This window comes from Reyranella sp., from assembly GCF_044224635.1.
Lineage (GTDB): Bacteria > Pseudomonadota > Alphaproteobacteria > Reyranellales > Reyranellaceae > Reyranella.
In genome coordinates this window covers 83,975-109,475 of the sequence record NZ_JBGAKA010000026.1, presented here as the reverse complement: position 1 = coordinate 109,475, position 25,501 = coordinate 83,975, and the positions used below count along the sequence as shown (strand labels likewise).

General features: G+C 67.2%; 22 protein-coding genes and 3 pseudogenes. 9 read left to right on the top strand and 16 right to left on the bottom strand.

Going from position 1 to position 25,501, the window contains the following annotated elements; translation table 11 throughout:
• Positions 1-92: 92 nt before the first annotated feature.
• The 4 genes from ACILR9_RS22055 to ACILR9_RS22040 all read right to left on the bottom strand — a co-directional run bounded on the left by ACILR9_RS22055 (position 93) and on the right by ACILR9_RS22040 (position 5,243).
• The gene (locus ACILR9_RS22055) at positions 93-1,274 is read right to left on the bottom strand and encodes an acetyl-CoA C-acetyltransferase (protein ID WP_395712110.1); all 1,182 of its coding nucleotides are present in this window, start codon (positions 1,272-1,274) and stop codon (positions 93-95) included.
• A gap of 90 nt (positions 1,275-1,364) precedes the next feature.
• On the bottom strand, positions 1,365-2,534 hold the full coding sequence (locus ACILR9_RS22050; RefSeq protein ID WP_395712109.1) for an acyltransferase family protein: 1,170 nt from the start codon (positions 2,532-2,534) through the stop codon (positions 1,365-1,367).
• 553 nt (positions 2,535-3,087) lie between these two features.
• The gene (locus ACILR9_RS22045) at positions 3,088-3,981 is read right to left on the bottom strand and encodes a LytTR family DNA-binding domain-containing protein (RefSeq protein WP_395712108.1); all 894 of its coding nucleotides are present in this window, start codon (positions 3,979-3,981) and stop codon (positions 3,088-3,090) included.
• Complete coding sequence (locus ACILR9_RS22040; protein WP_395712107.1) at positions 3,981-5,243, bottom strand: alpha/beta fold hydrolase; 1,263 nt, start codon at positions 5,241-5,243, stop codon at positions 3,981-3,983. Before ACILR9_RS22040 ends, ACILR9_RS22045 begins: the two co-directional genes overlap by 1 nt.
• A 338-nt stretch (positions 5,244-5,581) precedes the next feature.
• On the opposite strand from ACILR9_RS22040, the gene phaR reads away from it, so the two are divergent.
• Entirely contained in the window at positions 5,582-6,244 is a 663-nt protein-coding gene (gene phaR, locus ACILR9_RS22035) for a polyhydroxyalkanoate synthesis repressor PhaR (RefSeq protein WP_395712106.1), read from the top strand.
• Between the two features lie 9 nt (positions 6,245-6,253).
• Positions 6,254-6,454 carry a DUF1289 domain-containing protein gene (locus ACILR9_RS22030; RefSeq protein WP_395712105.1) on the top strand — a complete coding sequence of 67 codons (201 nt, stop codon included), beginning with the start codon at positions 6,254-6,256 and terminating at the stop codon, positions 6,452-6,454.
• Here the strand turns inward: ACILR9_RS22030 and ACILR9_RS22025 are convergent.
• On the bottom strand, positions 6,441-7,250 hold the full coding sequence (locus tag ACILR9_RS22025) for an enoyl-CoA hydratase/isomerase family protein (protein WP_395712104.1): 810 nt from the start codon (positions 7,248-7,250) through the stop codon (positions 6,441-6,443). The two genes, ACILR9_RS22030 and ACILR9_RS22025, sit on opposite strands and share 14 nt — an antisense overlap.
• Before the next feature lie 335 nt (positions 7,251-7,585).
• Between ACILR9_RS22025 and ACILR9_RS22020 the strand changes: the two genes are divergently transcribed.
• The gene (locus ACILR9_RS22020; RefSeq protein WP_395712103.1) at positions 7,586-9,628 is read left to right on the top strand and encodes a hypothetical protein; all 2,043 of its coding nucleotides are present in this window, start codon (positions 7,586-7,588) and stop codon (positions 9,626-9,628) included.
• 209 nt (positions 9,629-9,837) lie between these two features.
• Here the strand turns inward: ACILR9_RS22020 and ACILR9_RS22015 are convergent.
• Positions 9,838-10,122, bottom strand: a pseudogene (locus ACILR9_RS22015) (enoyl-CoA hydratase/isomerase family protein); the annotation flags it as partial.
• A gap of 77 nt (positions 10,123-10,199) precedes the next feature.
• On the opposite strand from ACILR9_RS22015, the gene ACILR9_RS22010 reads away from it, so the two are divergent.
• Positions 10,200-11,843, top strand: a complete 1,644-nt coding sequence (locus ACILR9_RS22010) for a serine hydrolase domain-containing protein (protein ID WP_395712102.1) — start codon at positions 10,200-10,202, stop codon at positions 11,841-11,843.
• A 4-nt stretch (positions 11,844-11,847) separates the two neighbouring features.
• Here ACILR9_RS22010 and ACILR9_RS22005 read toward each other — a convergent pair whose 3' ends face one another.
• The 8 genes and pseudogenes from ACILR9_RS22005 to ACILR9_RS21970 form a co-directional block, all read right to left on the bottom strand.
• Positions 11,848-12,876 (bottom strand): amino acid ABC transporter substrate-binding protein, encoded by a 1,029-nt coding sequence (locus ACILR9_RS22005; protein WP_395712101.1) that lies wholly within the window; start codon positions 12,874-12,876, stop codon positions 11,848-11,850.
• Positions 12,877-12,930: 54 nt separating this feature from the next.
• Positions 12,931-13,188: a type II toxin-antitoxin system VapC family toxin gene (locus ACILR9_RS22000; protein ID WP_395712100.1), complete on the bottom strand. Its 258-nt coding sequence runs from the start codon at positions 13,186-13,188 to the stop codon at positions 12,931-12,933.
• Between the two features lie 26 nt (positions 13,189-13,214).
• Positions 13,215-14,066, bottom strand: a pseudogene (locus tag ACILR9_RS21995) (succinate dehydrogenase iron-sulfur subunit).
• A gap of 50 nt (positions 14,067-14,116) precedes the next feature.
• Complete coding sequence (gene sdhA, locus ACILR9_RS21990) at positions 14,117-15,853, bottom strand: succinate dehydrogenase flavoprotein subunit (protein WP_395712114.1); 1,737 nt, start codon at positions 15,851-15,853, stop codon at positions 14,117-14,119.
• Positions 15,811-16,338: a succinate dehydrogenase, hydrophobic membrane anchor protein gene (sdhD, locus tag ACILR9_RS21985; RefSeq protein WP_395712099.1), complete on the bottom strand. Its 528-nt coding sequence runs from the start codon at positions 16,336-16,338 to the stop codon at positions 15,811-15,813. Before sdhD ends, sdhA begins: the two co-directional genes overlap by 43 nt.
• A 10-nt stretch (positions 16,339-16,348) precedes the next feature.
• Entirely contained in the window at positions 16,349-16,747 is a 399-nt protein-coding gene (gene sdhC, locus ACILR9_RS21980; protein ID WP_395712098.1) for a succinate dehydrogenase, cytochrome b556 subunit, read from the bottom strand.
• 281 nt (positions 16,748-17,028) lie between these two features.
• Positions 17,029-18,093 (bottom strand): MaoC family dehydratase, encoded by a 1,065-nt coding sequence (locus ACILR9_RS21975; protein WP_395712097.1) that lies wholly within the window; start codon positions 18,091-18,093, stop codon positions 17,029-17,031.
• Positions 18,094-18,286: 193 nt separating this feature from the next.
• Complete coding sequence (locus tag ACILR9_RS21970) at positions 18,287-19,168, bottom strand: HpcH/HpaI aldolase/citrate lyase family protein (RefSeq protein ID WP_395712096.1); 882 nt, start codon at positions 19,166-19,168, stop codon at positions 18,287-18,289.
• A gap of 127 nt (positions 19,169-19,295) precedes the next feature.
• Between ACILR9_RS21970 and pdxY the strand changes: the two genes are divergently transcribed.
• On the top strand, positions 19,296-20,147 hold the full coding sequence (gene pdxY, locus ACILR9_RS21965) for a pyridoxal kinase PdxY (protein WP_395712095.1): 852 nt from the start codon (positions 19,296-19,298) through the stop codon (positions 20,145-20,147).
• Positions 20,148-20,154: 7 nt separating this feature from the next.
• On the top strand, positions 20,155-20,850 hold the full coding sequence (locus ACILR9_RS21960) for a LysE family translocator (protein WP_395712094.1): 696 nt from the start codon (positions 20,155-20,157) through the stop codon (positions 20,848-20,850).
• Between the two features lie 129 nt (positions 20,851-20,979).
• Here ACILR9_RS21960 and ACILR9_RS21955 read toward each other — a convergent pair.
• A pseudogene (locus ACILR9_RS21955) lies at positions 20,980-21,459 on the bottom strand (malonic semialdehyde reductase); the annotation flags it as partial.
• A 105-nt stretch (positions 21,460-21,564) separates the two neighbouring features.
• On the opposite strand from ACILR9_RS21955, the gene ACILR9_RS21950 reads away from it, so the two are divergent.
• Genes ACILR9_RS21950 through ACILR9_RS21940 form a run of 3 tightly spaced genes read left to right on the top strand, consistent with a single transcriptional unit; the run spans position 21,565 to position 23,791 of the window.
• The gene (locus ACILR9_RS21950; protein WP_395712093.1) at positions 21,565-22,503 is read left to right on the top strand and encodes a radical SAM protein; all 939 of its coding nucleotides are present in this window, start codon (positions 21,565-21,567) and stop codon (positions 22,501-22,503) included.
• The gene (locus ACILR9_RS21945) at positions 22,500-23,183 is read left to right on the top strand and encodes a TIGR04283 family arsenosugar biosynthesis glycosyltransferase (RefSeq protein WP_395712092.1); all 684 of its coding nucleotides are present in this window, start codon (positions 22,500-22,502) and stop codon (positions 23,181-23,183) included. Before ACILR9_RS21950 ends, ACILR9_RS21945 begins: the two co-directional genes overlap by 4 nt.
• Complete coding sequence (locus tag ACILR9_RS21940; RefSeq protein ID WP_395712091.1) at positions 23,183-23,791, top strand: TIGR04282 family arsenosugar biosynthesis glycosyltransferase; 609 nt, start codon at positions 23,183-23,185, stop codon at positions 23,789-23,791. The genes ACILR9_RS21945 and ACILR9_RS21940 overlap by 1 nt, the downstream gene beginning before the upstream one ends.
• A 249-nt stretch (positions 23,792-24,040) precedes the next feature.
• Here the strand turns inward: ACILR9_RS21940 and ACILR9_RS21935 are convergent, their stop codons facing one another.
• Positions 24,041-25,480 carry a tetratricopeptide repeat protein gene (locus ACILR9_RS21935; protein WP_395712090.1) on the bottom strand — a complete coding sequence of 480 codons (1,440 nt, stop codon included), beginning with the start codon at positions 25,478-25,480 and terminating at the stop codon, positions 24,041-24,043.
• Between the last annotated feature and the right edge of the window lie 21 nt (positions 25,481-25,501).

Below are 25,501 nucleotides of genomic sequence, written 5' to 3'. Positions count from 1 at the left end.
CGGGATGACAGTAGTTCTGTCATCCCGAGCGCAGCGAGGGATCTTTGATTTGTCCTTGCGCTGATCGTCAGTCGCGCTGGACGCGGATCGCTTCAGGTGCGTTCCACACACATGGCGATGCCCATGCCGCCGCCGATGCACAGCGTCGCCAGGCCCTTCTTGGCATCGCGCTTCTGCATCTCGTAGAGCAGGGTCGTCAGCACGCGCGCGCCGGAAGCGCCGATCGGATGGCCGAGCGCGATGGCGCCGCCATTGACGTTGAGCTTCGCCGGGTCGAGGCCGAGCTCCTTGCCGACCGCCACGGCCTGCGCGGCGAACGCCTCGTTGGCTTCGACCAGGTCGAGATCCTTGACTGTCCAGCCGGCCTTCTTCAGCGCTTCCTGCGAGGCCGTTACCGGGCCGATGCCCATGACCTTCGGGTCGACGCCGGTGGTCGCCCACGACACGATCCTGGCGAGCGGCGTGACGCCACGCTTCTTGGCCTCGTCGGCGCTCATCAGCACCAGCGCGGCAGCGCCGTCATTGATGCCCGACGCATTGCCCGCCGTCACCGAGCCGCCCTCCTTGGTGAAGGCCGGACGCAGCTTGGCCAGCGCCTCGAGGGTGGTGCCATGGCGCGGGAACTCGTCGGTATCGACCACGACGTCACCCTTGCGGGTCTTCACCGTGACCGGCACGATCTCGTCCTTGAAGCGACCGCTCTTCTGCGCCGCTTCGGCCTTGTTCTGGGAGGCGACGGCAAACGCATCCTGATCGGCGCGGGTGATCTGGTACTTCTGCGCCACGTTCTCGGCGGTGTTGCCCATGTGATAGCCGTTGAAGGCATCCCACAGGCCGTCCTTGATCATCGAGTCGACCAGCTTGAAGTCGCCCATCTTGGTGCCGTCGCGCATGTGGGCGACGTGCGGCGCCTGGCTCATGCTCTCCTGGCCGCCGACCACCATGATCGAGGCGTCGCCGTTGCGGATCGCCTGCCAGCCGAAGGCGACGGCGCGCAGGCCGGAGCCGCACAGCTGGTTGATTCCGAGCGCCGTCTTCTCGACCGGAATGCCCGAATTGATCGCCGCCTGGCGGGCCGGGTTCTGTCCCTGACCAGCCGACAGGATCTGACCCATGATGACTTCGTCGACTTCTTCCGGCTTCACCTTGGCGCGCTCCAGCGCGCCCTTGATCGCCGCCTTGCCGAGGTCGTGTGCCGCGACGGCGCCAAACGCGCCATTGAACGAGCCGATCGGCGTGCGCGCTGCGCTCGCGATGACGATGTCGGTTGCCATAGTGCCCTCCTCAAGTGCCGCCCTGTCGCTATTTACAGGGACGCGGTCGAGCAGGGCAAGGACCCGGCCAGCCGCCCTGCGGATCACGGGTCAACCGGCCGCACGTGCGCGGGCAGCCGAGGCCAAAGGCCGCAGCCCGAACAGGGGCCGCACGAACCACCAGGGGCGGACGGCGACGAGGTAGAGGACCGACGTGCCGACGAATGTCGCGGTGACAGCCAGGACAAATCCGGCGGCCGGCGCCACACCGAGCTCGAGCAGCCAGTAGACCGCGATCACGACCACGGTCTGGTGCATCATGTAGAATGGATAGACCGCCTCGGTGGCCTCACCCAGGAAGGCCGGCCGCCGCGTCAGATGGCGATTGGCAAAGCCGACGATGGCGAACAGCCAGGCCATGGTGTTGACGGCCGACGCCAGTGCATAGGCGGCACGGTCCGCGGGCGCAATCGTCGGGCGAACCGCACCATCGATGAACAGGGCATACAGGCTTGCATAGGCGGCGATGCCGATGCCGAGCGACAGGAACCGCTGCCGGTTGAGCGCGGCCAGGAGATCGCGCGAGCCGAACAGGAAGGCGCCGTAGAGCAGCAGGATGCCGTCGTAGGCGAGGCCGTACCAGTCGCCGATCAGGCCGTTGGGATTGGACGAGATCGGCGCCAGCCACAGGATGCAGGCGGCGAGGGGCAGCGGCATCAGCCAGTGCAGCCTGGCGCGCGCGGTCATGGCCGCCGCCCGGTCGAGCGCCGTTCGCCCCGACGGGCTGCGCCCCCACAGGAAGACCGGCAGCAGCACGGCCGTGAGCACCAGCACGTAGGCCAGGAACCACAGATGGTGCCAGCTGAGATTGCCCGCGGGATAGGTGCCGATGAACGCCTGCGGCAGCCACTGCAGGTAGGTCCCGGCGAAGCGGCCACTGTACAGGCGCTCGAGATAGACCTGCGGCGGCACCAGCACGATCATGCCGAAGACCAGCGGCACGAGGAGGCGGCGCACACGGTCGAGGGCAAAGGCGCCCGGCGAGCGCTGGCCGAGCGCCAGCATGATGGCGGCGCCCGACACCAGAAAGATCAGCGGCATGCGCCAGCGATTGAGAAAGCGCATGCCCTCGCGCAGCCAGTCGATGCTGTCGGGGCTGGTGAGGTGCCAGCTCCAGCCCGACCACGCCATGCCGGCGTGATAGACGATCAGCAGGGCGAAGGCGGAGACACGCAGCCAGTCGAGATCGGCGCGGCGATCGGGGGCGGGAGCAGCAGGCATTACGGCACCTCGGAAGAGACCTTTCAGACGGCCCCCTCCTACGCGCCAACCCGCTGATTCCAGTGCATTTTGTGACGACCGGCGCGGCCGATGGGACGACCGGCAGGGTGGCCGGGACGTCCGGTGTCGCTTCGTCATGTTCTTCCAGACCGCGGCCGTCCCGTCCGCTTACTCCTCATTGGCGAGACGAACCGACTCGTTCGCGGCGAAGGAGGCGAACGGCGCATATGAAAGCGCCGGGCGGGACGCCCATAGGCGCCAACTTACAAGGAATCCTCACCCTGAGAGCCTGTGACTTTTTTCGATTGTCGTTCGCCACGGCGAACTTATCTGTCGTCCTGAGCGCAGCGAAGGACCTCATCGCCGCTTGACAAGAGTGTACTTTGGAACTTCTGGCGATGAGATCCTTCGCTCCGCTCAGGATGACAAGAGAGGGGCGACTGCGTTCAATAAGGTCACACGCTCTCAGGATGAGGTTTTATTGGGTCGTTGGCCAAAGTTAGCGCCTATGGTCAGGCGCCCGCAGTCCGGAAGAACATGATTTCACGCGCCTTCAGCTCTTCACCGGCACCAGGCTCTCGAAGCGCTGGCGGTAGCGCCGGCTGAGGTTGACCTCGGCGCCGTCCTGCAGGCGGATGCGCCAGTCGCCGCTGACCCACGGCGTCACCTCGGTGATGCGGGTGACGTTCACCAGGTAGGATTTGTGCACCCGCACGAAGCGCCTCGGATCGAGCTCGCCTTCGAGCTTGCTGAGCGAGGAGCGGATCTCCAGGGTCTCGCCGCCGACATGCAGCACGGCGTAGTTGCCGGACGCCTCGACCCAGTCGATGTCGGTCATCTCGACCATGATCTCGCGGCCTCGCTTGCGCACGGCAAATCGCTCGGCCAGCGGCGGAGACGACGGGGCTGGGGCGCCTGCCGGCGGTTCCGGTACGGGCGCCGGCGCGGGCTCCTGGCGCACTACGGGCTGGGGCGCCACGTTGGCGCGTTGCGGCATGCGATCGAGCAGGTAGCGCAGCGCCAGGACGCCCGCGCTCAGCATGCCGTAGCTGACGATGTCCTTGGCGAACTCGTAGGCCAGCCGATCCGGCGTGAGGGGAAACGAATAGTCCGTCCCCAGGATCGCGGAGAACCACAGCAGGCGGAGCGCCGCCATGCCGACCGTATGGGCGATGCTGAACGGCACCACGGCGGCGACATGGATCGTGACTGTGCGCAGGGAGTCACCGATCGGCCAACGCCGGTGCAGCCAATACAGCGCGGGCAGCAGGGCCGCGACGACGACATGGCTGGTCAGCTCGATCGCCAGCGCATGATCGAGCCCGATCGGGCGGCCGATCTTTGCCTGGTTGGCCATCTCGACGTAGCTGCGCGCCGCCACCGATACCGCAAGCAGGATCGTCCAGGCGGCGATCAGACGCCAATCAAAGGGTTTGCGCTCGGCCATCAGGATCGGCGCTTGGCAGGGATTGCGCCCAGCCAGTCGAACAACGGCGTCCAGCAGAGCGCGCGCGCGCGGCTGCTTACCACCATGCCGATATGGCCAAGCGGCAGGTCGTGCCGCGCGACAGTGCGGAAGCCGCGGCCCGGCTCGGCAAGTGCGGCCGCCGACAGGGGCGGCACGATGCGATCGCCCGACGGGATCATGACGAGGGCCGGAACATTCATCCGCCGCGGCACGATGCGGCGGCCGCCGACTGTCCACTGTCCCCTGCCGGGCAGGTTGTCGCCATACCAGCCGATCAGGCAGTCGCGCGCCGTCGGCCCGGCGAGCGGGGCGCCGCCGTTCAGCCAATCCTCGAGCAGCACGAACTCGTGCGCCGACTGGCCCTGCGGATCCATGGCGAGGAAGCGGCCGAACTTCTTCACGGCAAGCCACGGATCGAGCGACCAGAACAGGGTCTGCAGGACGTCGACCGGCAGCTCGCCGACGCGGTCGGCCATCTGCGCCAGCATTGGCCCGGCCGACAGCAGGAAGGCGTGACCGGTACGGTCGGCGTGGAAATCCCACGGCGTCGCCAGCAGGGCCAGCCCGGCGACCCGACGCGGCTGGCGCGCTGCGAGGGCGACCGAGAGCGTGCCGCCCATGCAATAGCCCATCACCGCCGGGGCGCGGCGCGCCCGGCGGGTCAGGAAAGCGACCGCGCGTTCGAGGCGCGCCACGTAGGCGGTCAGGTCGAAGCATCGTTCATCGGCATCGGGCGTGCCCCAATCGACGAGATAGGGCCTCAGCCCCTGTGCCGCCATGGCGCGCAACAGGCTCTTCTCAAGCGTCAGATCGAGCACCTCCCATCGGTTGATCAGCGACGGCACCACGAGCACGGCCCGCGCAGCGCGCGTCCGCGCCGCGCGATGAGTCGCGCCATAGTCGAGCAGGCGCGTGTTGCCCTCGCTCCAGACGGCAGGCGGATTCTCGAGACTGCGATGAACCGGATGCCGGCGATAGGCGATCACGCCGCCGGCCAGCCGGTGCAGGCGGCGGGCGATCTCGCGCTGGAGCGCGAACTCGAACCCCTCACCTTTGGCCGCCTCCAGGGCGGCGACTTCGGGCAGCAGCGCCGCCAGCGAGTCAGGCAGCGCCGAGTCGGGCTTCGAGCTGGGCGAGCCGGACTTCCAGAGCCTCCACGCGCTTTCGCAGCTCGCCCACGTCATCAGGGCCGTGCCGAGGTGCAGCGGCAGCGGACGCGGTCCCAGTCGGGGAGGATGCATGCTGTGCTCCTTGGGTCGCCTGCAGCACCGCGGCGAACTGAGCATTCGCGGCAGCGAAAAGGCGGGCAATCTGTTCGGTCAGCGTCTGGTCGGCGGCGAGCCCGGACAGCTGGCTCTGCCAGAGGTCGAGGTAACGACGTGCCAGTCTGTCGAAGTCGGCTGTGTCATCGCTGTCGGAGGCCATGCATGCACTATAGCGAATCGCACGCGGAACGCGCCGCAAACACCGCTTTCGCAAGCGCAAACCGTGCCTTGTCGCACTGCGGTATCGGCGCTAAGGTCTACGATCCGAAGTAAACGGGCGTTCACCGCGTTCGGGAACGAGGGAGCGAAGCGTAATGGCCGATCAGGCAGTACCCGAAAGCGGACCCAAACCCGCCCCCGTGGTGATCAAGAAGTACGCCAACCGGCGTCTGTACAATACGGCCACCTCGGCCTACGTGACGCTGGATCACCTGTCGCAGATGGTGAAGGACAAGACCGACTTCGTCGTCTACGACGCCAAGTCCGGCGACGACATCACCCGCTCGGTGCTGACCCAGATCATTTTCGAGGAGGAGAGCAAGAGCGGGCAGAACCTGCTGCCGATCCCGTTCCTGCGCCAGCTCATCTCGTTCTACGGCGATTCCCTGCAAGGCGTGGTGCCGCAATATCTCGAAATGTCGATGACACAGTTCGCCCGCAACCAGGAGCAGATGCGGCGCTACATGCAGAATGCCTTCGGCTTCAATCCGTTCCAGCAGTTCGAGACGATGGGCAAGCAGAACATGGCGATGTTCGAGAAGGCCATGCGCATGTTCAATCCGTTCCAGGCCGGCCAGGCCGGCGCGCCCAATCCGGCGGCGCCGACGGCTGCCAACGGACACGAGCCGCCCAAGCCGGAAGCCGCTGCTGCTGCGGCGGTCGCAGCCGCGCCCAACAAGGATGCCGCGATCGATGCGCTGAAGCGCAAGCTCGACGAGCTGCAGAGCCAGCTCGCCGAACTCAGCAAGAAACCCTGAGCGGGCCCCATGGGAGACGGCCCGCCCCTGCTGCGCCGCGTGATGTCGCCCTGCATCGGCATCTGCACGCTCGATCGCAAGAGCGGCTTCTGCCTCGGCTGCAAGCGCAACATCGAGGAGATCGGCCGCTGGGCGATGCTCGACGACCCGCAGCGTCAGGCCATCATCGACCAGCTGCCCAGCCGGAAGAGCATGATCACCGCCCCTTGAACGCCGGCGTGCGCTTCTCGCGGAAGGCCGCCGTGCCTTCGCGATAATCCTCGGTGAGGCCGGTCAGGACATTCTGGTCCGCATCCATGTGCGAGCCGAGATCGTCGAGGGCGTAGGCGAAGCGATTCACCGTGGTCTTGCTCATGCGCACCGGGATCGGCGGCTGGCGCGCGATGCGCTCGGCGAAGGCCATGGCGGCAGGCAAGGCTTGGCCATCCTCGACCACGGACTCGACCAAACCCCAGTCCAGCGCCTCGGCGGCACCGATGCGATCGGACGCGAGAATGACCGCCTGCTTGGTGCGCGCCGGCCCCATCAGCGCCAGCATCCGCGGGATCGAGCCCCAGCTCATGTTCATGCCGAGCTCGACCTCGGGAATACGGAAATGCGCCGAGCGGCCGCAGGTGCGGAAATCGAGCGCCACGACCAGCGCCGCGCCACCGCCGACGCAATGACCTTCGATGGCGGCGATCGTGACCTGCTCCATGTCCTGCCATGCCTTGCACATCTTGGGACCGAGGCGCTGGCGATGGATGCGCTCGCCGATGGCCAGGGTATCGCGTTGCCGGCCCTCGGGGTCCTTGAGATCGAAGCCGGCCGAGAATGCCTTGGCCGAGCCGGTCAGGATCACCACCGAGGTCTCGAGATCGTCCTCGAAATCGCGCGGCACGTCGCGCAGCTCGCGCATCGCCTGGTGGCTCAGCGCATTGATGTTGTCGCCACGATCGTAACGCACCACGGCGATCCGGCCTTGCGGCCCCAATCCCTTCTCGATCTCGACGAACCGCCGCTCCATCTCGCGTTTCCTCCTGTGTCCGGCACACGGTAGCGGCTCGCCTTCACAAGCGCGAGCCGCTTGGCTTCAGTGCCTGCCATGTTTACTGCTCGGCCACATTACGGAGCAGCTGGCAGGCAAGCATCTGGGCGCCTCCCCTATGGCGCCGTAAACAGCGCCATAGGGGGAGGCGGGCAAGATGTACGCACTCCGTCGGTGAGCGCTGCGAGAAGCTTTCACCAAGCTTACGATAACGGGAACGCGAATTGCCCGGGTGCGGCCTGGGTCATACGGTTGCCTGCTGCTGTGGTGGCTTTCGCTCGGCCGCATTCGAGTTCGGTCGAGGAGAAGTCGTCATGGCCGTTGCAGCCTTTCCCTATGGTGCCGACGTCAAGGTAAGCGGCACCGCCCCACAGAGCCTTCCTGCCGTTGCCGCGCTGGCGGAGGGCGGCTTCGTCCTGGTCTGGTCGTCGCAATTGTCCGCCAGCACCGGCGAAGACGTCCTTGGCATGGTCTTCACCGCAACCGGCGACCGCGTCGTGTTTTTTCCGTTGCTCACCGTCACGCGCGCGGGAACGCAGACGGCCCCTTCCGTGGCGACCTTGGCGGATGGCGGCTTCGTCTTGACGTGGTCCAACATCACCCCGGGCGGGGAACTCGACGTCTACGCACGCCGCTTCGACGCCACGGGCCTGGCACCGGGGCCCGAGTTCCTCGTCAACGCCTCGCAGCAGGCGGGCGCACAGGTCTATTCCTCCGTCACGGGGCTGAGCGGCGGGGGCTTCGTCATCGTGTGGCAGTCTCCGGGCGGCGGCGGCTCCGATATCTGGGCCCAGCGTTACTTGGCCAGCGGCGCTGCTCAAGGCGCCGCGTTCCAGGTCCTGCCCGTGCAAGACGGCAACGAGCAGTTTGCTGCCGTCGCCGCGCTGGGCGATGGCGGCTTCCTTGTGAGCTATACGACGGACGGGGTGATCGGCTTTCAGCAGTTCGACTCGAACGGCATACGGCACGAAACCCCGAGCATCGTCTCCTCTGTCGCTCCGGCGAACTACTCATCCGTCGTGGAGCTGCTGAACGGACACCACGTCGTGGTGTGGTCCTCGGACGGTGCGGACGGCAGCGGCGCCGGGGTCTTCGGGCAGATCTACTCCCACAATGTGGGCCTCACCGGCGCGTTCAGGATCAACCAGGTAACGAACGGCGACCAGACCTACCCGTCGATCGCGGCGTTGCAGGACGGCGGATTCCTGGTGACGTGGTCGTCCCAGGGCCAGGATGGAAGCGGCTGGGGAGTCTATGGCCGGCGCTACGATGCCGACGGCGGTTCGGTCGGCAGCGAGTTCAGGATCAATGCCACGACCGATGGCGACCAGCTCGCCTTGTCGGGGACCGGCGCGCAGCAAGTGGCGACGCTGTCCGATGGGACGGCGGTTCAAGTCTTCACCGGGCCAGACCGTGAAGAGGTGTTCTATCGGTTGATCTCGACGAAGCCGCCGGTCGCCACGGACGATGCCTACGTGATCGTGGCCGGCAGCCAGCTCACGGTCGGCCCCGACATCGGGCTTCTGACGAACGACGTGAGCCCGCTTGGAACGACTGTCGTCGCGGGCAGCGTCTCCGGCACCCATATCGTCAGCTCGGCAACGGACGGGTCGTTCGCCTACGCGCCCGGCACCTTCACGGGCATCGACGACGTGACCTACAGCGGCCACCTGCCGGACAACGGATCCACGAGCGGCCATGTCAAAGTGTACGTCGTGCCGGTCAATGTCGGTGCCACGTCGACGACGCTCAATCTGGTCGGGCTGACGGCCAGCGAGCAGATCGCGGCAACCTACGCGGCCTTCTTCGGCCGCGCCGCCGATGCCGACGGCTTCGATTTCTGGGTCGATCAGTTCAATGTCAACAAGGCGACGCAGAGTCCTGCAATGCTGTTCGCCAACATCGCCAGCTCGTTCGGCATCAGCAACGAAGCCAAGAGCATCTATCCGTTCCTCGCCAACCCGTCCGGCGCGAGCGACGACCAGATCCTTTCATTCATCGCCACGGTCTACAACAACTTGTTCAACCGGATCGGGGACAACGATGGGCTGGCCTACTGGGCGGGGCAGATCAAGGCGACCCTCCAAGCCGGCAAGTTCGTCGGCTCGGTCCTGGTCGACATCATGAGCGGTGCGCAGAATACGCAAGCGGGGAGCAACGACATCACCACGCTGATGTCGAAGGTGGCGGTGTCGCTGCACTACGTGGACATGCAGAAGGCGCTGCATGCGACCTGGGTGCCGGGTGCCGAGCAGCAGGCCAGGGCGCTGCTCGATCCCGTGAGCGATCAACCATCCACGCTCCTGGTGGGCATCGCCCATGCCGACCAGATCGCCGCCATGCTCGCCGCCGGCTAGGCCAGCATTGCCGCTTCCCCAGGACCGAGCCCAGTTTCCGTGCGACGGAGGCGGCGATGGGCGACATCCTGATCAGGGGCGGCCAGGTGATCGATGGCACCGGGACGCCAGCGCGTGCGGCGGACGTGACGATCCGCGCCGGCCGCATCGTGGCCATCGAGGCCACCCGGGCGGAGAGCGCGGCGCGCGCGTCATCGACGCAATCGGCTCGGACCGAGGCGCTGGCGATGGATGCGCTCGCCGATCGCCATGGCATCGCGTTGCCGGCCCTCGGGGTCCTTGAGATCGAAGCCGGCCGAGAATGCCTTGGCCGAGCCGGTCAGGATCACCACCGAGGTCTCGAGATCGTCCTCGAAATCGCGCGGCACGTCGCGCAGCTCGCGCATCGCCTGATGGCTCAGCGCATTGATGTTGTCGCCGCGATCGAAACGCACCACGGCAATCCGGCCCTGTGGCCCCAATCCCTTCTCGACCTTGACGAACTGCCGCTCCATCCCGCGTTCCTCCTGTGTTCGACAGACGGTAGCGGCTCGGCTTTACAAGAGCGAGCCGCTTGGCTTCAGTGCCTGCCATGTCCCCATCGCCAGACTCATCCCCGTCAATCGACTCTCTCGCCCTCGAACATCGCGTCGACGCGCTGTTCGCCCGTTATACGAAGCAAGGTTCGCCTGGCGCCATCGTCGCCGTCATGCAGGGCGGCACGATCGTGCTGCGCAAGAGCTATGGCCTCGCCAGCATCGAGCTCGGCGTGCCGATCGGGCCGCACACGCGCTTTCGCATCGCCTCGGTCAGCAAGCAGTTCACGGTCAGCGCCGCCCTGATGCTGGCGGCCGAGGGCAAGCTCGACCTCGCAGCACCGCCGCACGAATATCTGACCGAGCTCAAGCCCCTGCCGGTCACCATCGACCAGATGATGCGCAACTCGAGCGGCCTGCCCGACTTTCTCGAGCTGCTGCGGCTGGGCGGCCATGGGCTCGAGAAGCCGGCACGGCCCGAGGACCTGCTGGCCGCCTGCCATCGCAACGGCCATCTCAACTTCGCTCCGGGCAGCCGCTTCCTCTACAGCAACACAAACTTCCTGCTGCTCGGCCATATCATCGAAAGGCTCACGGGCAAGAAGCTGGGCGAAGTGCTGGCCGAGCGCGTCTTCAGGCCGCTCGGCATGACCAGCACCCAGCTCGCAGCCGAGATCGACACGGTGATTCCCAACCTGGCAACCGGCTATCTCGGCGACGACCAGAAGGGTTTCCGGCGCGCCCAGCACGGCTATCCGCAGGGCGGCGAAGGCGGCCTGACCTCGACGGTCGACGACCTGCTGATCTGGAGCCGCCATTGCGACCGGCCGACCCCGGCGCTACGCGACTTGTTCACGCAGCTCGCCGCCTTCCAACCGCTTACCGGGGGCCACCCCAACAAGTATCGCCGCGGCGTGCAGGCCGACGACCTGCGCGGTGCACCGACGATCGGCCATGGCGGCCTGTGGCCGGGCTTCCGCACCGAATTCCTGCGCTTGCCGGGGGTCGGCCTCGCCGTGGTGGTGATTGCCAACCTCGCCAGCATCGATCCGTGGCGGCTGGCGCGCACCATCGCCGAGATGGTCATCGAAGGCAATTCGGGCCTCAAGCCGCCGTCCGCCCCTCTTACCGAGCCTGAGATCGCACCGCTTGCCGGCACCTGGTTCAACGCCGAGGAGCCCTCCCTGTTCGACCTGGCCTGGCAGAGCGGCGAGGCGACGGTGACCCAGAACGGCCTGCCCTTCGTGCTCGCCCGACGCGCCGATGGCTCGCTCGCCGCCGAGCGTGGCTCGTTCGAGTTCGCGATCAAGGCCGCAGACGGCGACCGGCTCGCCGTCGATCTCGGCGCCGGCCGCGTGGTCGAGTTTGTCAAGCTCGCCAAACGCGCCGCGGTACCGGACGCGCTCGCCGGCCGTTACGTCTCGGCCGATTGCGGCGCCACCTGGAGCATCGCGCGCGGTGGCAAAGCGTGGACGATGCAAGTGAGTGGCCCGCTGATCGCCGGCGGTCCACCGTGGACGGTGCGCGGCCTCTCCGACGATACGGTCGAGATCGAATCGCCGCAGAACTGGATCACGGCGACCCAGCTCGCCCACCTGGTGCGCGATGCCGCCGGCCAGATCACCGCCCTCGAGGTCTCGACCGGCCGAATCAAGAAGATGCGTTTCGACCGGGTAGCTCCCAGAGGGACCTTTCACTAGTCCGTCAGCGGAACGGGATCGCGTACATCAGGCCGCCGTTGGTCCACAGCGCGTTCTGGCCGCGCTCGAGCTTGAGCGGCGTGTTGACGCCGACATGGCGCTCGTAGCTCTCGCCGTAGTTCCCGATCTGCTTGATGACGTTGTACATCCACTTCTCGTCGACGCCGACCGCCTTGCCGTAACCGGGCGTCACGCCGAGGAAGCGCTTGATGACGGGATCGTCGCTCTTCAGCATCTCGTCGACGTTCTTCGAGGTGATGCCGAGCTCCTCGGCCTCGATCATGCCCATCAAGGTCCACTTCACGACGTCGAACCACTGGTCGTCACCGTGGCGCACGATCGGGCCGAGCGGCTCCTTGGAGATGCGCTCGGGCAGGATCGTATGCTCGCCCTTGCCGGAGAGCTGGCCGGCGCGCACGGCGGCCAGGCCAGAGGCATCCGTCGTGTACGAATCGCAGCGGCCCGCGGCGTAGGCCTGCAGGAGCTCGTCGAGCTTCTCGATCAGCACCGGCTTGAAGGTCATCTTGTTCTTGCGGAAATAGTCCGCGAGGTTGAGCTCGGTCGTCGTGCCGGGCTGCACGCAGATCGTCGCGCCGTTCAGCTCCTTGGCGCTCTTGATGCCGCTCTTGGCCGGCACGATGAAGCCCTGCCCGTCGTAGAAATTGACCCCGGCGATGTTGAAGCCGAGCGAGGTGTCGCGCAGCAGCGTCTGCGTGGCATTGCGGGTGATGACATCGACCTCGCCCGACTGCAGGGCGACGAAGCGCTGCTGCGCCGTGGTCGGCGTGAACTTGGCCTTCTCGGCATCGCCGAACATCGCCGCCGCGATCGCCTTGCAGAGATCGACGTCGAGCCCGGTCCACTTGCCCTGGCTGTCGGAGAACGAGAACCCGGCGAGCCCGGTATTCACCGCGCATTGCACGAAGCCCTTGGCCTTCACGGCATCGAACGTGCTGCCGGCCGAGGCCGCTGATGCCCAGGCCACCGTCACCGATGCGAGCACTGCCAAACCCGCAACTGGCTTGAATATCATTTGAGCCCCCCGATCTTGTCGATCCGATTGATATAGCAAACACCGGACCACGGATCAGTTGATCCCGAGGACCGGTACCCCATAGGGCAGCATGTGACGATCGAGCGATAGCAGTGCAAGCCCATTGATCCTGGCTTGCGCGATCAGCATCCGATCGAAAGGATCGGAATGATGAAGCGGCAGCGAGCCGGCAAGATCGGCATGTTCCGCGTTGATATCGAGTATCTCGAAACCGTTGATCCGCACCGCCTGCATCGCGTCGTGCCTGAACCTGAGCGTGCCAATCGCGCGGAATTTGGCCAACTTGGCCAAATTCTACATTTCGGCCGTCCGGACGGTCAAATCGTCCGCTCCACCATCATCTTCTTGATCTCGGCGATGGCCTTCGCCGGATTGAGCCCCTTGGGGCAGGTCTTCGTGCAGTTCATGATGGTATGGCAGCGATAGAGCCGGAACGGGTCCTCGAGCTGGTCGAGCCGCTCGCCCTTGGCCTCGTCGCGGCTGTCGGCCAGCCAGCGGTAGGCCTGCAGCAGGATGGCCGGGCCGAGATAGCGCTCGCCGTTCCACCAGTAGCTCGGGCACGAGGTCGTGCAGCAGAAGCACAGGATGCACTCCCACAGCCCGTCGAGCCTGGCGCGCTCGTCGTGCGACTGCAGGCGCTCGCGGGTCGGCGGCTGGCTGGTCGATTTCAGCCACGGCTCGATCGAGGCGAGCTGGGCGTACGGCACGGTGAGGTCGGGCACCAGATCGCGCACCACCGGCATGTGCGGCAGCGGGTAGATCTTGATGTCGCCCTTCACCTCCGACATGAACTTGGTGCAGGCGAGCGTGTTGGTGCCGTCGATGTTCATCGCGCACGAGCCGCACACGCCCTCGCGGCACGACCGCCGGAAGGTGAGCGAGCTGTCCATCTCGTTCTTGATCTTGATCAGCGCGTCGAGAACCATCGGAGATCGACCTCGTAGGTGTCGATCGAGGTGAGCTGGCTGTCCAGTTCTTGATCTTGATCAGCGCGTCGTCGGCCCGCAGGTGTCGAGATCGACCTCGTAGGTGTCGATCGACGGGTTCTTGCCGTCGTCCGGCGTCCAGCGATAGATCTTGAACGTCCGGATGTTCTTGGCCCCTGCCGGCGCCTTGTAGGTTTCGCCCACGCCGATCTTCGAATTGGCGGGCAGTGTGAACTCGGCCATCGTTCTCTCTCGATCTCTCGGACGTTCTTTATGAATGCGTCGGGCGTTGCTCAGTACACGCGCGCCTTGGGCGGGAACGACTGCACGTCGTTGCTCATCGGCTGCATGATGACGGGGCGATAGTCGATGCGGGTCTTGCCGCTGTCGTCGACCCAGATCACCGTGTGCTTCATCCATTCCTTGTCGTCGCGCTCGGGATAGTCCTCGCGGGCATGGGCACCGCGGCTCTCCTTGCGGTTGGCGGCCGAGCGAATGGTGGCCTGGGCCTGCAGGATCAGGTTCTCGAACTCCAGTGTCTCCATCAGGTCGGAGTTCCAGATCAGCGAGCGGTCCTTGACCCTGAGGTCGGGCCGGCCGCTGATCACCTTGTCGAGCTTCTCGCAGCCCTCGTCGAGGCTCTGCTGGGTGCGGAACACCGCGCAATCGTTCTGCATGGTGCGCTGCATGTTGAGGCGAAGCTGGGCGGTGCCGGTGCCGCCCTTGGCATGGCGCAGCCGGTCGAAGCGGGCGATCGCCTCCTCGCCGGCATGCGGCAGCTGCTTGTGCGATTCGCCCGGCGTCACCAGCTCGGCGCAGCGGTTGGCGACGGCGCGGCCGAACACCACCAGGTCGAGCAGCGAGTTCGAGCCCAGCCGGTTGGCGCCATGGACCGAGACGCAGGCTGCCTCGCCGGCCGCCAGCAGGCCCGGGACGACGACGTTGGGATCGCCGTCCTTCACCGTCACCACCTCGCACTTATGGTTGGTCGGGATGCCGCCCATGTTGTAGTGGCAGGTCGGCAGGATGGGGATCGGCTGACGCGTCACGTCGACCCCGGCGAAGATGCGCGCCGTCTCGGCGATGCCGGGCAGGCGCTCGTGGATCACCTTCGGGTCGAGATGCTCGACATGCAGCTCGATGTAGTCCTTGTTCGGCCCGCAGCCGCGGCCTTCGCGGATCTCGATGGTCATCGAGCGGCTGACGACGTCGCGCGACGCCAGGTCCTTGGCCGACGGCGCATAGCGCTCCATGAAGCGCTCTCCGCTCGCGTTGGTGACATAGCCACCCTCGCCGCGCACGCCCTCGGTGATCAGGCAGCCCGCGCCATAGACGCCGGTCGGATGGAACTGGATGAACTCCATGTCCTCCATTGGCAGGCCGGCGCGCAGCACCATGGCGCCGCCGTCGCCAGTGCAGGTGTGAGCCGACGTCGCCGTGAAGTAGATGCGGCCATAGCCACCAGTCGCCAGCACCGTCTTGTGGGCGCGGAAGCGATGAATGGTCCCGTCATCGAGGTTCCACGCCATGACGCCGCGGCACACGCCCTCGTCCATGATCAGGTCGAGGGCGAAATACTCGATGAAGAACTCGGCGTTGTTCTTGAGCGACTGCTGGTAGAGCGTGTGCAGGATGGCGTGGCCGGTGCGGTCGGCTGCCGCGCAGGTGCGTTGGGCGATGCCCTTGCCGAACTCGGTCGTCATGCCGCCGAACGGCCGCTGGTAGATCTTGCCGTCGGGCGTACGACTGAACGGCACGCCGTAATGCTCGAGCTCGATGATCGCCGGCACCGCCTCGCGCACCATGTACTCGATGGCGTCCTGGTCACCCAGCCAGTCCGAGCCTTTCACGGTATCGTACATGTGCCAGCGCCAGTCGTCCGGCCCCATGTTGCCGAGCGAGGCCGAGATGCCGCCTTGCGCCGCCACGGTGTGGCTGCGCGTCGGGAACACCTTGGTGATGCAGGCCGTCTTCAGGCCCTTTGTCGCTAGGCCCAGGGTCGCCCGCAAACCGGCGCCGCCGGCGCCCACCACGACGACGTCGTATTCGTGATCGACGATCTTGTAGGCGTTGCCGCCGATGGTGACCGTGCCGGCGCTCGCGCCGTTGCTCTTGCCGCTTGCCTCGGCCATGTCAGCCTCCGAACCCGATGCGCAGGATGGCGACCACCCGCCAGCCCGAAGAAGAACGCGATGAAGCGGATGGCGACGATCAGGGCGAGCTTCCAGCCGTCGCCGTGCACGTAGTCCTCGACCACGACCTGCATGCCGAGCTGGCCGTGATGCAGGCCGATGACGATGGTCAGGATCAGCAGCACCATGACGACCGGCGAGCCGATCCAGGCTCTCACCGCCATATGGTCAGCGCCGCTCAGCATGACAAGCGACACGGCGAACCAGGCGACCAGCGGGATCAGGGCGACCGCGGTCAGCCGCTGCACCCACCAGTGATGCAGGCCGTCGCGCGCCGAGCCGAGGCCGCGGGCGCGCGCCAGGGGAGTCCTTCTGTCTTCCATGACCGTCTCCTCAGGCCAGGCTCAGGCCGACGATCCACGACACCAGGGTCGCCACCGCCGACACGCCGACCACGATCCAGCCGCTGAGATAGGCGTCCTTGAGCTCGAAGCCGTAGCCGGCATCCCAGAACAGGTGCCGGATGCCGTTGCACAGGTGATAGAATATGCAGAACAGCCAGCCGGCCAGGAACACGCGGCCCAGGATCGAGGCGTTGAAGCCCTGGAACAGGGCGTAGGTCTTGGGGCTCGCCGAGGCGTAGACCACCCAGATCGCAAGAGAGAGCGCTCCGACCGACAGGGCGATGCCGGTGGCGCGATGCAGGAGCGACAGCATGGACGTAAGCTGCGGCCGATAGACCTGCAGGTGGGGAGACAGCGGCCGGTGGACCGGCCGATTGGCGACGCTCATCGCGATGGACCTCGAATGGCGAGACGGCTCTGCCCTGTTTAGCGCGCAGCCGTCGCCAGTTCAACGAATGTCGCCGCGGCTGAGGCGTTAAGCCCCGGATTTCTCAGCGAAATTTGAGAACCACTCTGAGCGTTCGCGATCGGCACGGTTTCCGGTGGCAGCATATGGCGCGCAACAAAGATCCTGTCATCCCGAGCGCAGCGAGGAACCTTCGGCGCAACGGAAGGTCCCTCGCTGCGCTCGGGATGACAGTCTTGATGCGGCTGCGTTCACCCGGGCCGTCAGCGCCGGCGCGGCACCAGCAGCCAGTAGTCGAGATCGAGAACCACCGCCGGATGGTATTTGCCATCGGCCTGCTTGCCGGGCCACGCGCCGGCCGGGCAATCCTTGCTGGCGATGGTCCGCACGCGCAAGGCGCCCGCGTCGTCACGGCCCGGCAACGGCGCCGTCTCCAGCACTTCCGACCAAGCATAGATCGTATCGCCGCCGAAGGTCGGCGCGACATGGCTGCCGCCGTTGATCGCGGCCATGCGAAAGCCGTTGGCCAGCCCGTTGAACGACAGCGCGCGGGCGAGCGAGATCACGTGCCCGCCATACGCCAGGCGGCGGCCGAAGCGCGTGCTCTTGCCGGCGAAGGCGTCGAAATGCACCCGCGCGGTGTTCTGGTAGAGCCGCGTCGAGAACATGTGGTCGGAATCCTCGAGCGTGATGCCGCTCACATGGTCGATGCGCTCGCCCGGCTGGTAGTCCTCCCAGCGATCCGCCGAGCCTGCCGCGACATCGTCATAGCCGGCGAGGTCGAGGCCGGCGGGTACGATCAGGCCAACCGGCGCCACCGCCGGCGCGGTCTTCGGCGTCACCGCCGGCCCGACGGCGGCTTGCGGATCGCGCTTGTGCACCATCACCCAGCGCACGTAGTCGAGCACCATCTCGCCGTTCTGGTTGACCCCGGTCGAGCGCACCCAGACGACACCGCTTGCGCGGTTGGAATTCTCCCGCAGTCCCAGGACGGTCGAATGCGCCGACAGGGTATCGCCGGGGTAGACCGGCACGCCCCAGCGGAACTCGGCGTAACCGAGATTGGCTACGGCATTGAGCGAGATGTCGGGCACCGTCTTGCCGATGACGACGTGGAAGACCAGCAGGTCGTCGAGCGGCGCGCGCGGCAGGCCGATGGCGCGCGCGAACACGTCGGACGAGTTGATGGCGAAGCGCGAGCCATAGAGCCCGATGTTCAGCGCCGCGTCGGCCTCGGTGAGGGTCCGTGGCGTGGCATGCCGGATCTCCTGGCCGACACGGAAATCCTCGAAGAAGTTGCCGGCGCTGGTCTTGCTCTTGGTGGTCATGCCCGTCGCGCTCTCGATCCGTGGTTAGCTGCGAGCAACCCAACCACCTCATCCTGAGGAGCCGCGCATAGCGCGGCGTCTCGTAGGATGCGGATCAGGCATGGTGCTCGTGACGCCCCTTCGAGACGCACGCTTCGCGCGCTCCTCAGGGTGAGGCATTGAGTGGCTACGCCTCGATTCTCAATTCGCCGGCTCACGCCGCTGCCTGCAGCTCGCGAATCGCGGCGGCGAGCGCGAGCGCGCGCTCGGCCTGCTCGACATGCAGGTTCTCGATCATGCGGCCGTCGACCGTGACCACGCCCTTGCCCTCGGCCTGCGCCTGCTTGAAGGCGGTGACGATCCTGCCCGCCATCTCGAGCTCGGACGACGACGGCGCGAACACCTCGTTGCACGGCTCGACCTGGTCGGGATGGATCAGCGTCTTGCCGTCGAAGCCCATCTCGAGGCCCTGCTGGCAGGCGGCACGGAAGCCCGCCTCGTCCTTGATGTCGTTGTAGACGCCGTCGAGGATGGTCAATCCGTAGGCGCGCGCCGCCAGCATGCCGAGGCCGAGCGCCGTCACCATGGGCAGACGCATCGGCGTGTGGCGTGCGCGCATGTCCTTCACCAGGTCGTTGGTGCCCATGATGAACAGCGCGAGCCTGGGATGCGCTCCGGCGATCTCCTCGGCGCGCAAAATGCCCCTGGGCGTCTCCATCATCGCCCACACCGTCATCGAGGCCGGCGCCCCCGCCGCATCGAGCAGCGCCACGACGCTGGCCACTTCCGCCGCGCTCTCGACCTTGGGGACCAGGATCGCGTCGGCGCCCGACCCGGCGATGGCGGCGATGTCCGCCTTGCCCCACTCGGTCGTGAGCCCGTTGCAACGGATGGCGATCTCGCGCTTGCCGTAGCTGCGACTTTGCGCCGCCGCCACCACGTTGGCCCGGGCCGCCGCCTTGGAGTCAGGCGCCACCGCATCCTCGAGATCGAAGATCAGCGCATCGGCCGGCAGGGTGCGCGCCTTCTCCAGCGCGCGCGTGTTGGCGCCGGGCATGTAAAGGACGCTGCGACGAGGACGGACGGTCTGGGCCATGACGATAATTCCGAAGGGTGGGATTCCGAGCGATGGGCTTCCGGGGAAGGAGGTTCCGGGGAAGGGGTACCTGCAAAGGGCGGCGGACTATAACGGCGGACCTGCTTGTGGCAAGGTCTTGGACTGCATGCATTTTCTCTCGCTTCAGAGCCATGTCGCCTACGGCTATGTCGGCAACCGGGCAGCCACCTTTCCTTTGCAACGATTGGGCCATGAGGTCTGGGCGGTAAACACGGTCGAATTCTCCAATCACACCGGCTACGGCGCCTGGCGCGGTCGCGTCGCCCCGGCCGACCAGGTCGGCGACATCGTGCACGGCATCGAGGCGCTGGGCCTGTTGAAACGCTGCGACGCCCTGCTGACCGGCTATGTCGGCGACGCCGCCCTGGCCGACGTCGTGCTCGATACGGCACGCCGGGTGCGTGAGGCCAACCCGCGCGCTGTGTGGTGCTGCGATCCGGTCCTGGGCGATGTCGACACCGGCCTCTATGTCCGGCCGGGCATCGACGCCTTCTTCCGCGAGCGCGCCATTCCGGCCTGCGACCTCGTCACCCCCAACCATTTCGAGCTCGAGCACCTGACCGGCCGCACGGTGGCGACCCTCGACGATGCCCTGGCCGCGGCGCGCATGCTCCTGGCCGGGCCGAAGCTCGCCCTGATCACCAGCCTGCGCCGCACCGACGCGCCGGCCGAGCAGGTCGAGATGCTGGCGGTCGGCCGCGAGGCCGCCTGGCGCATCGCCACGCCGCTGATCGGCTTCGACGTCGCCCCCAACGGCACCGGCGATGCGGTGGCCGCCCTGTTCTCCGCCCACTGGATCGAGAGCGGCGACGTCGCCTTCGCGCTCGGCAAGGCGGCCTCGTCGATCTTCGCCGTGCTGGAGGCGACGCGCGCTGCCGGCGAGCGCGAGCTGCAGCTGGTGGCGGCGCAGGATCGCCTGGTCGCTCCGCCGCGCCGCTTCGTCGCCGAGGCGCTCTAGCCCGACCATGAAAATCCCGGGCTTCGTCTTCGATCCCATCGCGCTCGCCATCGAAGGCGCTGTCATCGGCTTCCTGATCGCCGTGCCGGTCGGGCCGGCAGCGGTGCTGTGCATCCGCCGCTCGATCACCGTCGGCGCGGTGGCCGGCTACATGACCGGCATCGGCGCAGCCCTGGGCGATTCGGTGTTCGGCGCCGTGGCCGCCTTCGGCCTCTCCTTCGTCGAGCAGTTCGTCACCGAGCGCGAGGCCTGGCTGCTCGGCATCGGCGGCATCGGCCTCTGCGTCATGGGCTGGACCACCATGCGCCATCGCCCGCGCACCGTCGGCGACCCGGTGGCCGACGACCGCGAGCATCGCGTGTCGACGCACTTCCAGTACGCCAGCTCGAGCTTCTTCATCACGGTGTTCAATCCGCTGACGGTGATGGCGTTCGGCGCCGCCTTCGCCGGCCGCAACCTCGCCGGGGTCGGCGCCAGCCTGCCCGACGCCGGCCTGCTGGTTGCCGCGGTGTTCTGCGGGGCGCTGGGCTGGTGGATTCTCATCTGCACCGCTGCCGTGGCGCTGCGTGCCCGCTTCACCGGCGCCGGCCTGCTCTGGCTGAACCGCATCTCCGGCGCCGTCATCCTGGCCTTCGGCGTCGCCGCCCTGGTCTCGCTGCTGCCGATCCCCTGGCGCTCGATCGGCCGCAATTTCGGGATTTGAGCCCCTCGTGGCTGGGAGCGCGCCACTCCTGTAGCGCTCATAGGCTGTGTGATCGACAAGATGAGCGCCACAGGTGCTGTGGTCGCCGTAGCCGATATTGCACAGGAAGTTCGACTTGAAGCGGCCGTCCGGAAAGAACGCCTGGTCGACCAGGGCGTTGTTGAAGCCGCTCATCGCGCCGCAATCGAGCTCCAACGCGCGCGCCGCGATGATGAAATAGGCGCCCTGCAAGGTGCCGTTGCGGATCGCCGTCATCCGCGCCACCTCCTCCTTGCCTGCGCCCCTGAAGTTGTCGATGGCCGCCGGATTGTGCGGGAAGATGTTGGGCAGGTGCTCGTAGAACCGGGTGTCGTAGGCGATGATCGCGGTGACCGGCGCCGCCATCGTCTTGTCGAGGTTGCCGGGGCTCAGCGCCGGCTTCAGCTTCTCCTTGCCCTCGGGCGTGCGCACGAAGACGATGCGGCCGGGCTGGGAGTTCACCGAGGTCGGCCCCCATTTCAGGATTTCGTAGATCTCGCGCAGTTGCTGGTCGGTAACCGGCTTGGGCAGCCAGACATTGTGCGTGCGGGCATTCCTCAGAATCCTGTCGAGCGATTGGGCGTCGAGCATTTGTCTCTCCAGATTGAGATTGGACCGTAACCAAGCCCGTGCGGCAGGTCGAGCGGCTGCCGTCTATGCTAGGCTCGCCCGGCGCGTTCACGCAGGACCCAATCGATGCTCACCGTTCCAATCGATCCGGCGAAGTTCCAGAATCCCCTGACCACCGCCAAAGGCGAGACGCGGGCCCATGTGGCCCTGCGGTCGCTCGAGACGTTGTGGTTCAACACCGGCACGCTGTGCAACCTCACGTGCCGCAACTGCTACATAAAGTCCTCGCCGCGCAACGACCGGCTGGTCTATCTCAGCGCCGCCGAGGTCGCCACCTACCTCGACGAGATCGAGCGCGACCGCCACGACACCAGGCTGATCGGCTTCACCGGCGGCGAGCCGTTCATGAATCGCGAGCTGCCGGCCATGCTCGACGACGTGCTGTCGCGCGGCCTCGAGGCGATGGTGCTGACCAACGCCATGAAGCCGATGCACAGGATGAAGCCCGCCCTGCTGCGCCTGCTCGAGCGGCACGGCCACAACCTCACGCTGCGCGTGTCGGTCGATCATTACGGCCGCGCCCTGCACGAAGGCGAGCGCGGCGCCCGGAGCTGGAAGCCCACCATCGACGGCCTGGTGTGGCTTGCCCAGGCGGGCTTCGACGTGCACGTCGCCGGTCGCCGCTTCTCCGACGAGACCGAGGAGCAGGTGCGCGACGGCTACGCCCGCCTGTTCGCCGAGCTCGGCGTGCCGATCGAGGCCAAGAGCCCGGTGGCGCTGGTGCTGTTTCCCGAGATGGACGCCACGGTCGACGTCCCCGAGATCACCACGGCGTGCTGGGGCATCCTGCGCAAGGCGCCTGACAGCGTGATGTGCGCCTCCTCGCGCATGGTGATCAAGCGCAAGGGCGCGGCGCGGCCGGCCGTCGTCGCCTGCACCCTGCTGCCCTACGATCCGCAATTCGAGCTCGGCCAGTCCCTGGCCGAGAGCACCGGCGCGGTGCGGCTGAACCATCCGCACTGCGCCAAGTTCTGCGTCCTGGGTGGCGCCGCCTGCAGCGCGTGACGACCGAGATCGACGTCGTCATTCCCACCCTGAATGCCGCCGCGAGCCTCGCGCGCACCCTGGCCGCGCTCGGCACGCCAGCCGATCTTGCGCTCACGGTCACGGTCTGCGACGGCGGCTCGCGCGATGACACGCCCTCGATTGCCCGAACAGCGGGCGCGCGTGTCGTGACGGCAGCGGCCGGACGCGGGCAGCAGCTCGCGACAGGCGCCGAGGCAGGACAGGCCCCCTGGCTCTTCTTCCTGCACGCCGATTCGCGGCCAGGCCCGGGCTGGGCCGACGCCGTCGGGCGCTTCGTCGCGGCCCCCGACAACCAGGATCGCGCGGCGTACCTTCGCCTGCGCTTCGAGTCAGCCGATCCGCGCGCGCGGCGGATCGAGCGCCTGGTCGGCTGGCGCAGCAGGATGCTCGGCCTGCCTTACGGCGATCAGGGACTGCTCCTGTCGCGCGCCTTCTATCGCCGCCTCGGCGGCTTTGCCGCTCTCCCGCTGATGGAGGACGTCGACCTGGTGCGCCGTATCGGACGCCATCGGCTGGTGCCGCTCGCTGCAGACATGATCACCTCGGCGCGGCGCTACGAGCGCGACGGCTGGATGCTGCGGCCGCTGCGCAACCTGTCGTGCCTCGTCCTGTTCTTCGCCGGCCTGTCGCCGCAGGCGATCCGCCGCCTCTACGGCTGATGACCTGCCATCTCGTGATCTTCGCCCGCGCGCCGCAGGCCGGCCGGGTCAAGCGCCGGCTCGCGCGGGAGATCGGCGTGCTCGCCGCGACGCGCTTCTACCGCACGCTGCTCGCGACGACGCTCAGGACACTGACTGCCGATCGGCGCTGGCGGGTCTGGCTGTTCGTGACACCGGACAACTCGCTCGGCCATCCGATCTGGCGGGGCCTGCGCCGCCGGCGGCAAGGCCACGGCGATCTCGGCCAGCGCATGCGGCTGCCCTTCGACACCCTGCCGCCCGGTCCAGTCGTGCTGGTCGGCAGCGACATCCCGGCGATGCGTTCGCATCACATCGCTCGGGCCTTTGCCCTCCTCGCTCGCAGCGATCTCGTGCTTGGCCCCGCGACCGACGGCGGCTACTGGCTGATCGGGGCGCGGCGGCTGCGGCCCCTGCCCCATGCCTTGTTCGCCGGCGTGCGATGGTCGACACCGCACGCCCTCGCCGACACGCTGGCAACGATCCCGGCACACTACTCGGTGGGCTTTGCCGACACGCTCGACGATGTCGACGACGCCGCGGACCTGCGGCGGCTTCAAGCGAAGTCCCGTGCAGACCAGGCAAGCTAGCAAGAAACATGAGCAAAGGACCCCTCGCTGCGCTCGGAATGACATCGATTCTGTCATCCCGAGCGCAGCGAGGAACCTTTCAGCGGTGCACCGCCCAGAAAAATCGCTTGTCCCAATGTTTCCTTGCGGGGCAGCCCCGAGCCGGTGGGCAACTCCTATGACGCTCTTCTCCTTGATGACACGCCCCATGAGCGCCACAGAAGTGGCGCGCTCCCGGCGCATGACGTGTTCTTTGGACAGAGTCAGCGCCTATGAACCCCTGGCCCCCTGCTTGAGCGTCGCGAGCTCGCGGCGCACCGAGGCGAAGACGGCGGCCCAGTCGCCGGCACGCGGCTGGATGAACAGCCGCGCCGTGCGGTGCCAGGAGCCGCTGCGGCTGCGCAGCCGCCAGCGCCAGTCGGCCGCCTGCGGCAGCAGGACCCAGGTCCGGATGCCCATCGCCGCGGCGAGATGGGCGATCGGCGCGTCGATCGAGATCAACAGGTCGAGCTGCGCGAGCGCCGTCGCCGCCTCGGCGAAATCGAAGATGCCGCGGCCGACATCGTGCACCAGGCCGCCAGCGCCGAGCTGCTCGATCTCCTTCTGCGCGGCGCCGCCCTGCAGACTGAACATCAGCAGCTCGGGATCGCCGGCCAGCGCCATGATCTCACTGAACGGCGCGGAACGGCGGCGGTCCTGCGCCTGGCCGGGCATCGCCGCCCAGTAGGCGCCGACGCGCAGCTTCGAGCGCTCGACGTGGCCGAGCTTGATGCGACTGGCAGCCGGCGCCTGCAGGTAGGCGGGCTCGCCCGGCACGGCCTCGAAATCGACGTGACAGAGATGCGGCAGCGACACCAGGGAGGCATGCACGTCGAACTCGGGCAGCAACTCGCCTTCGGCCACGACCTCGTCGATGTAGTCGATCCCGGCGAGCAGGTCCCTGAGCAGCGCCTGGCACAGCACGATGACGATGGCGCCGCGCCGCTTCAGCTCGCGCGCGAAACGCACGAACAGCAGGACGTCGCTCAGCCCCTGCTCGGGATAGAGCAGGATGCGCCGCCCGCCGATCGGGCCGCCGAGCCAGGCCGGCTTGCTGAAGTCCGGCCTGGGCCAGTCGGCCAGCTGCTTGCGCACCTCGTAGGCGGCGAAGCCCGCTTCCATCTCGCCGCGCATCAGCAACGCGATGGCATGCTCCGCCTTGACCCGCGGATTGTCTGGTTCGAGCGCCAGCGCGCGCGTGAAGCAGCCGATCGATTCCTCGACGCGGCCGAGATCGCGCAGGCAGAGCGCCAGATTGAAGAAGCCTTCGGCGTAGGTGCGATTGAGGCTGATCGACCGGAAGTGATGCGTCGCCGCCTCGTCGAGCCGATTGGCCGCCCTGAGCGCATTGCCGAGATTGGAGTGCAGCGCCGGATTGTCGGGCTCGACCGCCAGCGACAGCCGGTGATGACAGACCGATGCATCGAGCTTGCCGGCGAGGCGCAGGGCGACGCCGAGATTGTTGTGCAGCTCGGCGTGGTGCGGCTGCACGGCAAGCAGCCGCAGGTACGAGCCGATCGCCTCGTCGAGGCGGCCAGCGCGATGCGCCTGCGCGGCAAGCCGCATCTGCTGCACGAAGCTTTGCGTGTCGTCGCCGAACAAGGGAGTCGGCGCGCGGTCGCCGGCCAGCGAATCGTGCCGCGGCGCATCGATCGGAGGCGTCCCGTACATCCTGTCATAGTACAGGAAGTA

Coding starts and splice junctions, on each gene's coding strand:
- ACILR9_RS22055 (WP_395712110.1), bottom strand. CDS start 1,274: ATGGCAACCGACATCGTCATCGCGAGCGCAGCGCGCACGCCGATCGGC.
- ACILR9_RS22050 (WP_395712109.1), bottom strand. CDS start 2,534: ATGCCTGCTGCTCCCGCCCCCGATCGCCGCGCCGATCTCGACTGGCTG.
- ACILR9_RS22045 (WP_395712108.1), bottom strand. CDS start 3,981: ATGGCCGAGCGCAAACCCTTTGATTGGCGTCTGATCGCCGCCTGGACG.
- ACILR9_RS22040 (WP_395712107.1), bottom strand. CDS start 5,243: ATGCATCCTCCCCGACTGGGACCGCGTCCGCTGCCGCTGCACCTCGGC.
- phaR (WP_395712106.1), top strand. CDS start 5,582: ATGGCCGATCAGGCAGTACCCGAAAGCGGACCCAAACCCGCCCCCGTG.
- ACILR9_RS22030 (WP_395712105.1), top strand. CDS start 6,254: ATGGGAGACGGCCCGCCCCTGCTGCGCCGCGTGATGTCGCCCTGCATC.
- ACILR9_RS22025 (WP_395712104.1), bottom strand. CDS start 7,250: ATGGAGCGGCGGTTCGTCGAGATCGAGAAGGGATTGGGGCCGCAAGGC.
- ACILR9_RS22020 (WP_395712103.1), top strand. CDS start 7,586: ATGGCCGTTGCAGCCTTTCCCTATGGTGCCGACGTCAAGGTAAGCGGC.
- ACILR9_RS22010 (WP_395712102.1), top strand. CDS start 10,200: ATGTCCCCATCGCCAGACTCATCCCCGTCAATCGACTCTCTCGCCCTC.
- ACILR9_RS22005 (WP_395712101.1), bottom strand. CDS start 12,876: ATGATATTCAAGCCAGTTGCGGGTTTGGCAGTGCTCGCATCGGTGACG.
- sdhD (WP_395712099.1), bottom strand. CDS start 16,338: ATGGAAGACAGAAGGACTCCCCTGGCGCGCGCCCGCGGCCTCGGCTCG.
- sdhC (WP_395712098.1), bottom strand. CDS start 16,747: ATGAGCGTCGCCAATCGGCCGGTCCACCGGCCGCTGTCTCCCCACCTG.
- ACILR9_RS21975 (WP_395712097.1), bottom strand. CDS start 18,093: ATGACCACCAAGAGCAAGACCAGCGCCGGCAACTTCTTCGAGGATTTC.
- ACILR9_RS21970 (WP_395712096.1), bottom strand. CDS start 19,168: ATGGCCCAGACCGTCCGTCCTCGTCGCAGCGTCCTTTACATGCCCGGC.
- pdxY (WP_395712095.1), top strand. CDS start 19,296: ATGCATTTTCTCTCGCTTCAGAGCCATGTCGCCTACGGCTATGTCGGC.
- ACILR9_RS21960 (WP_395712094.1), top strand. CDS start 20,155: ATGAAAATCCCGGGCTTCGTCTTCGATCCCATCGCGCTCGCCATCGAA.
- ACILR9_RS21950 (WP_395712093.1), top strand. CDS start 21,565: ATGCTCACCGTTCCAATCGATCCGGCGAAGTTCCAGAATCCCCTGACC.
- ACILR9_RS21940 (WP_395712091.1), top strand. CDS start 23,183: ATGACCTGCCATCTCGTGATCTTCGCCCGCGCGCCGCAGGCCGGCCGG.
- ACILR9_RS21935 (WP_395712090.1), bottom strand. CDS start 25,480: ATGTACGGGACGCCTCCGATCGATGCGCCGCGGCACGATTCGCTGGCC.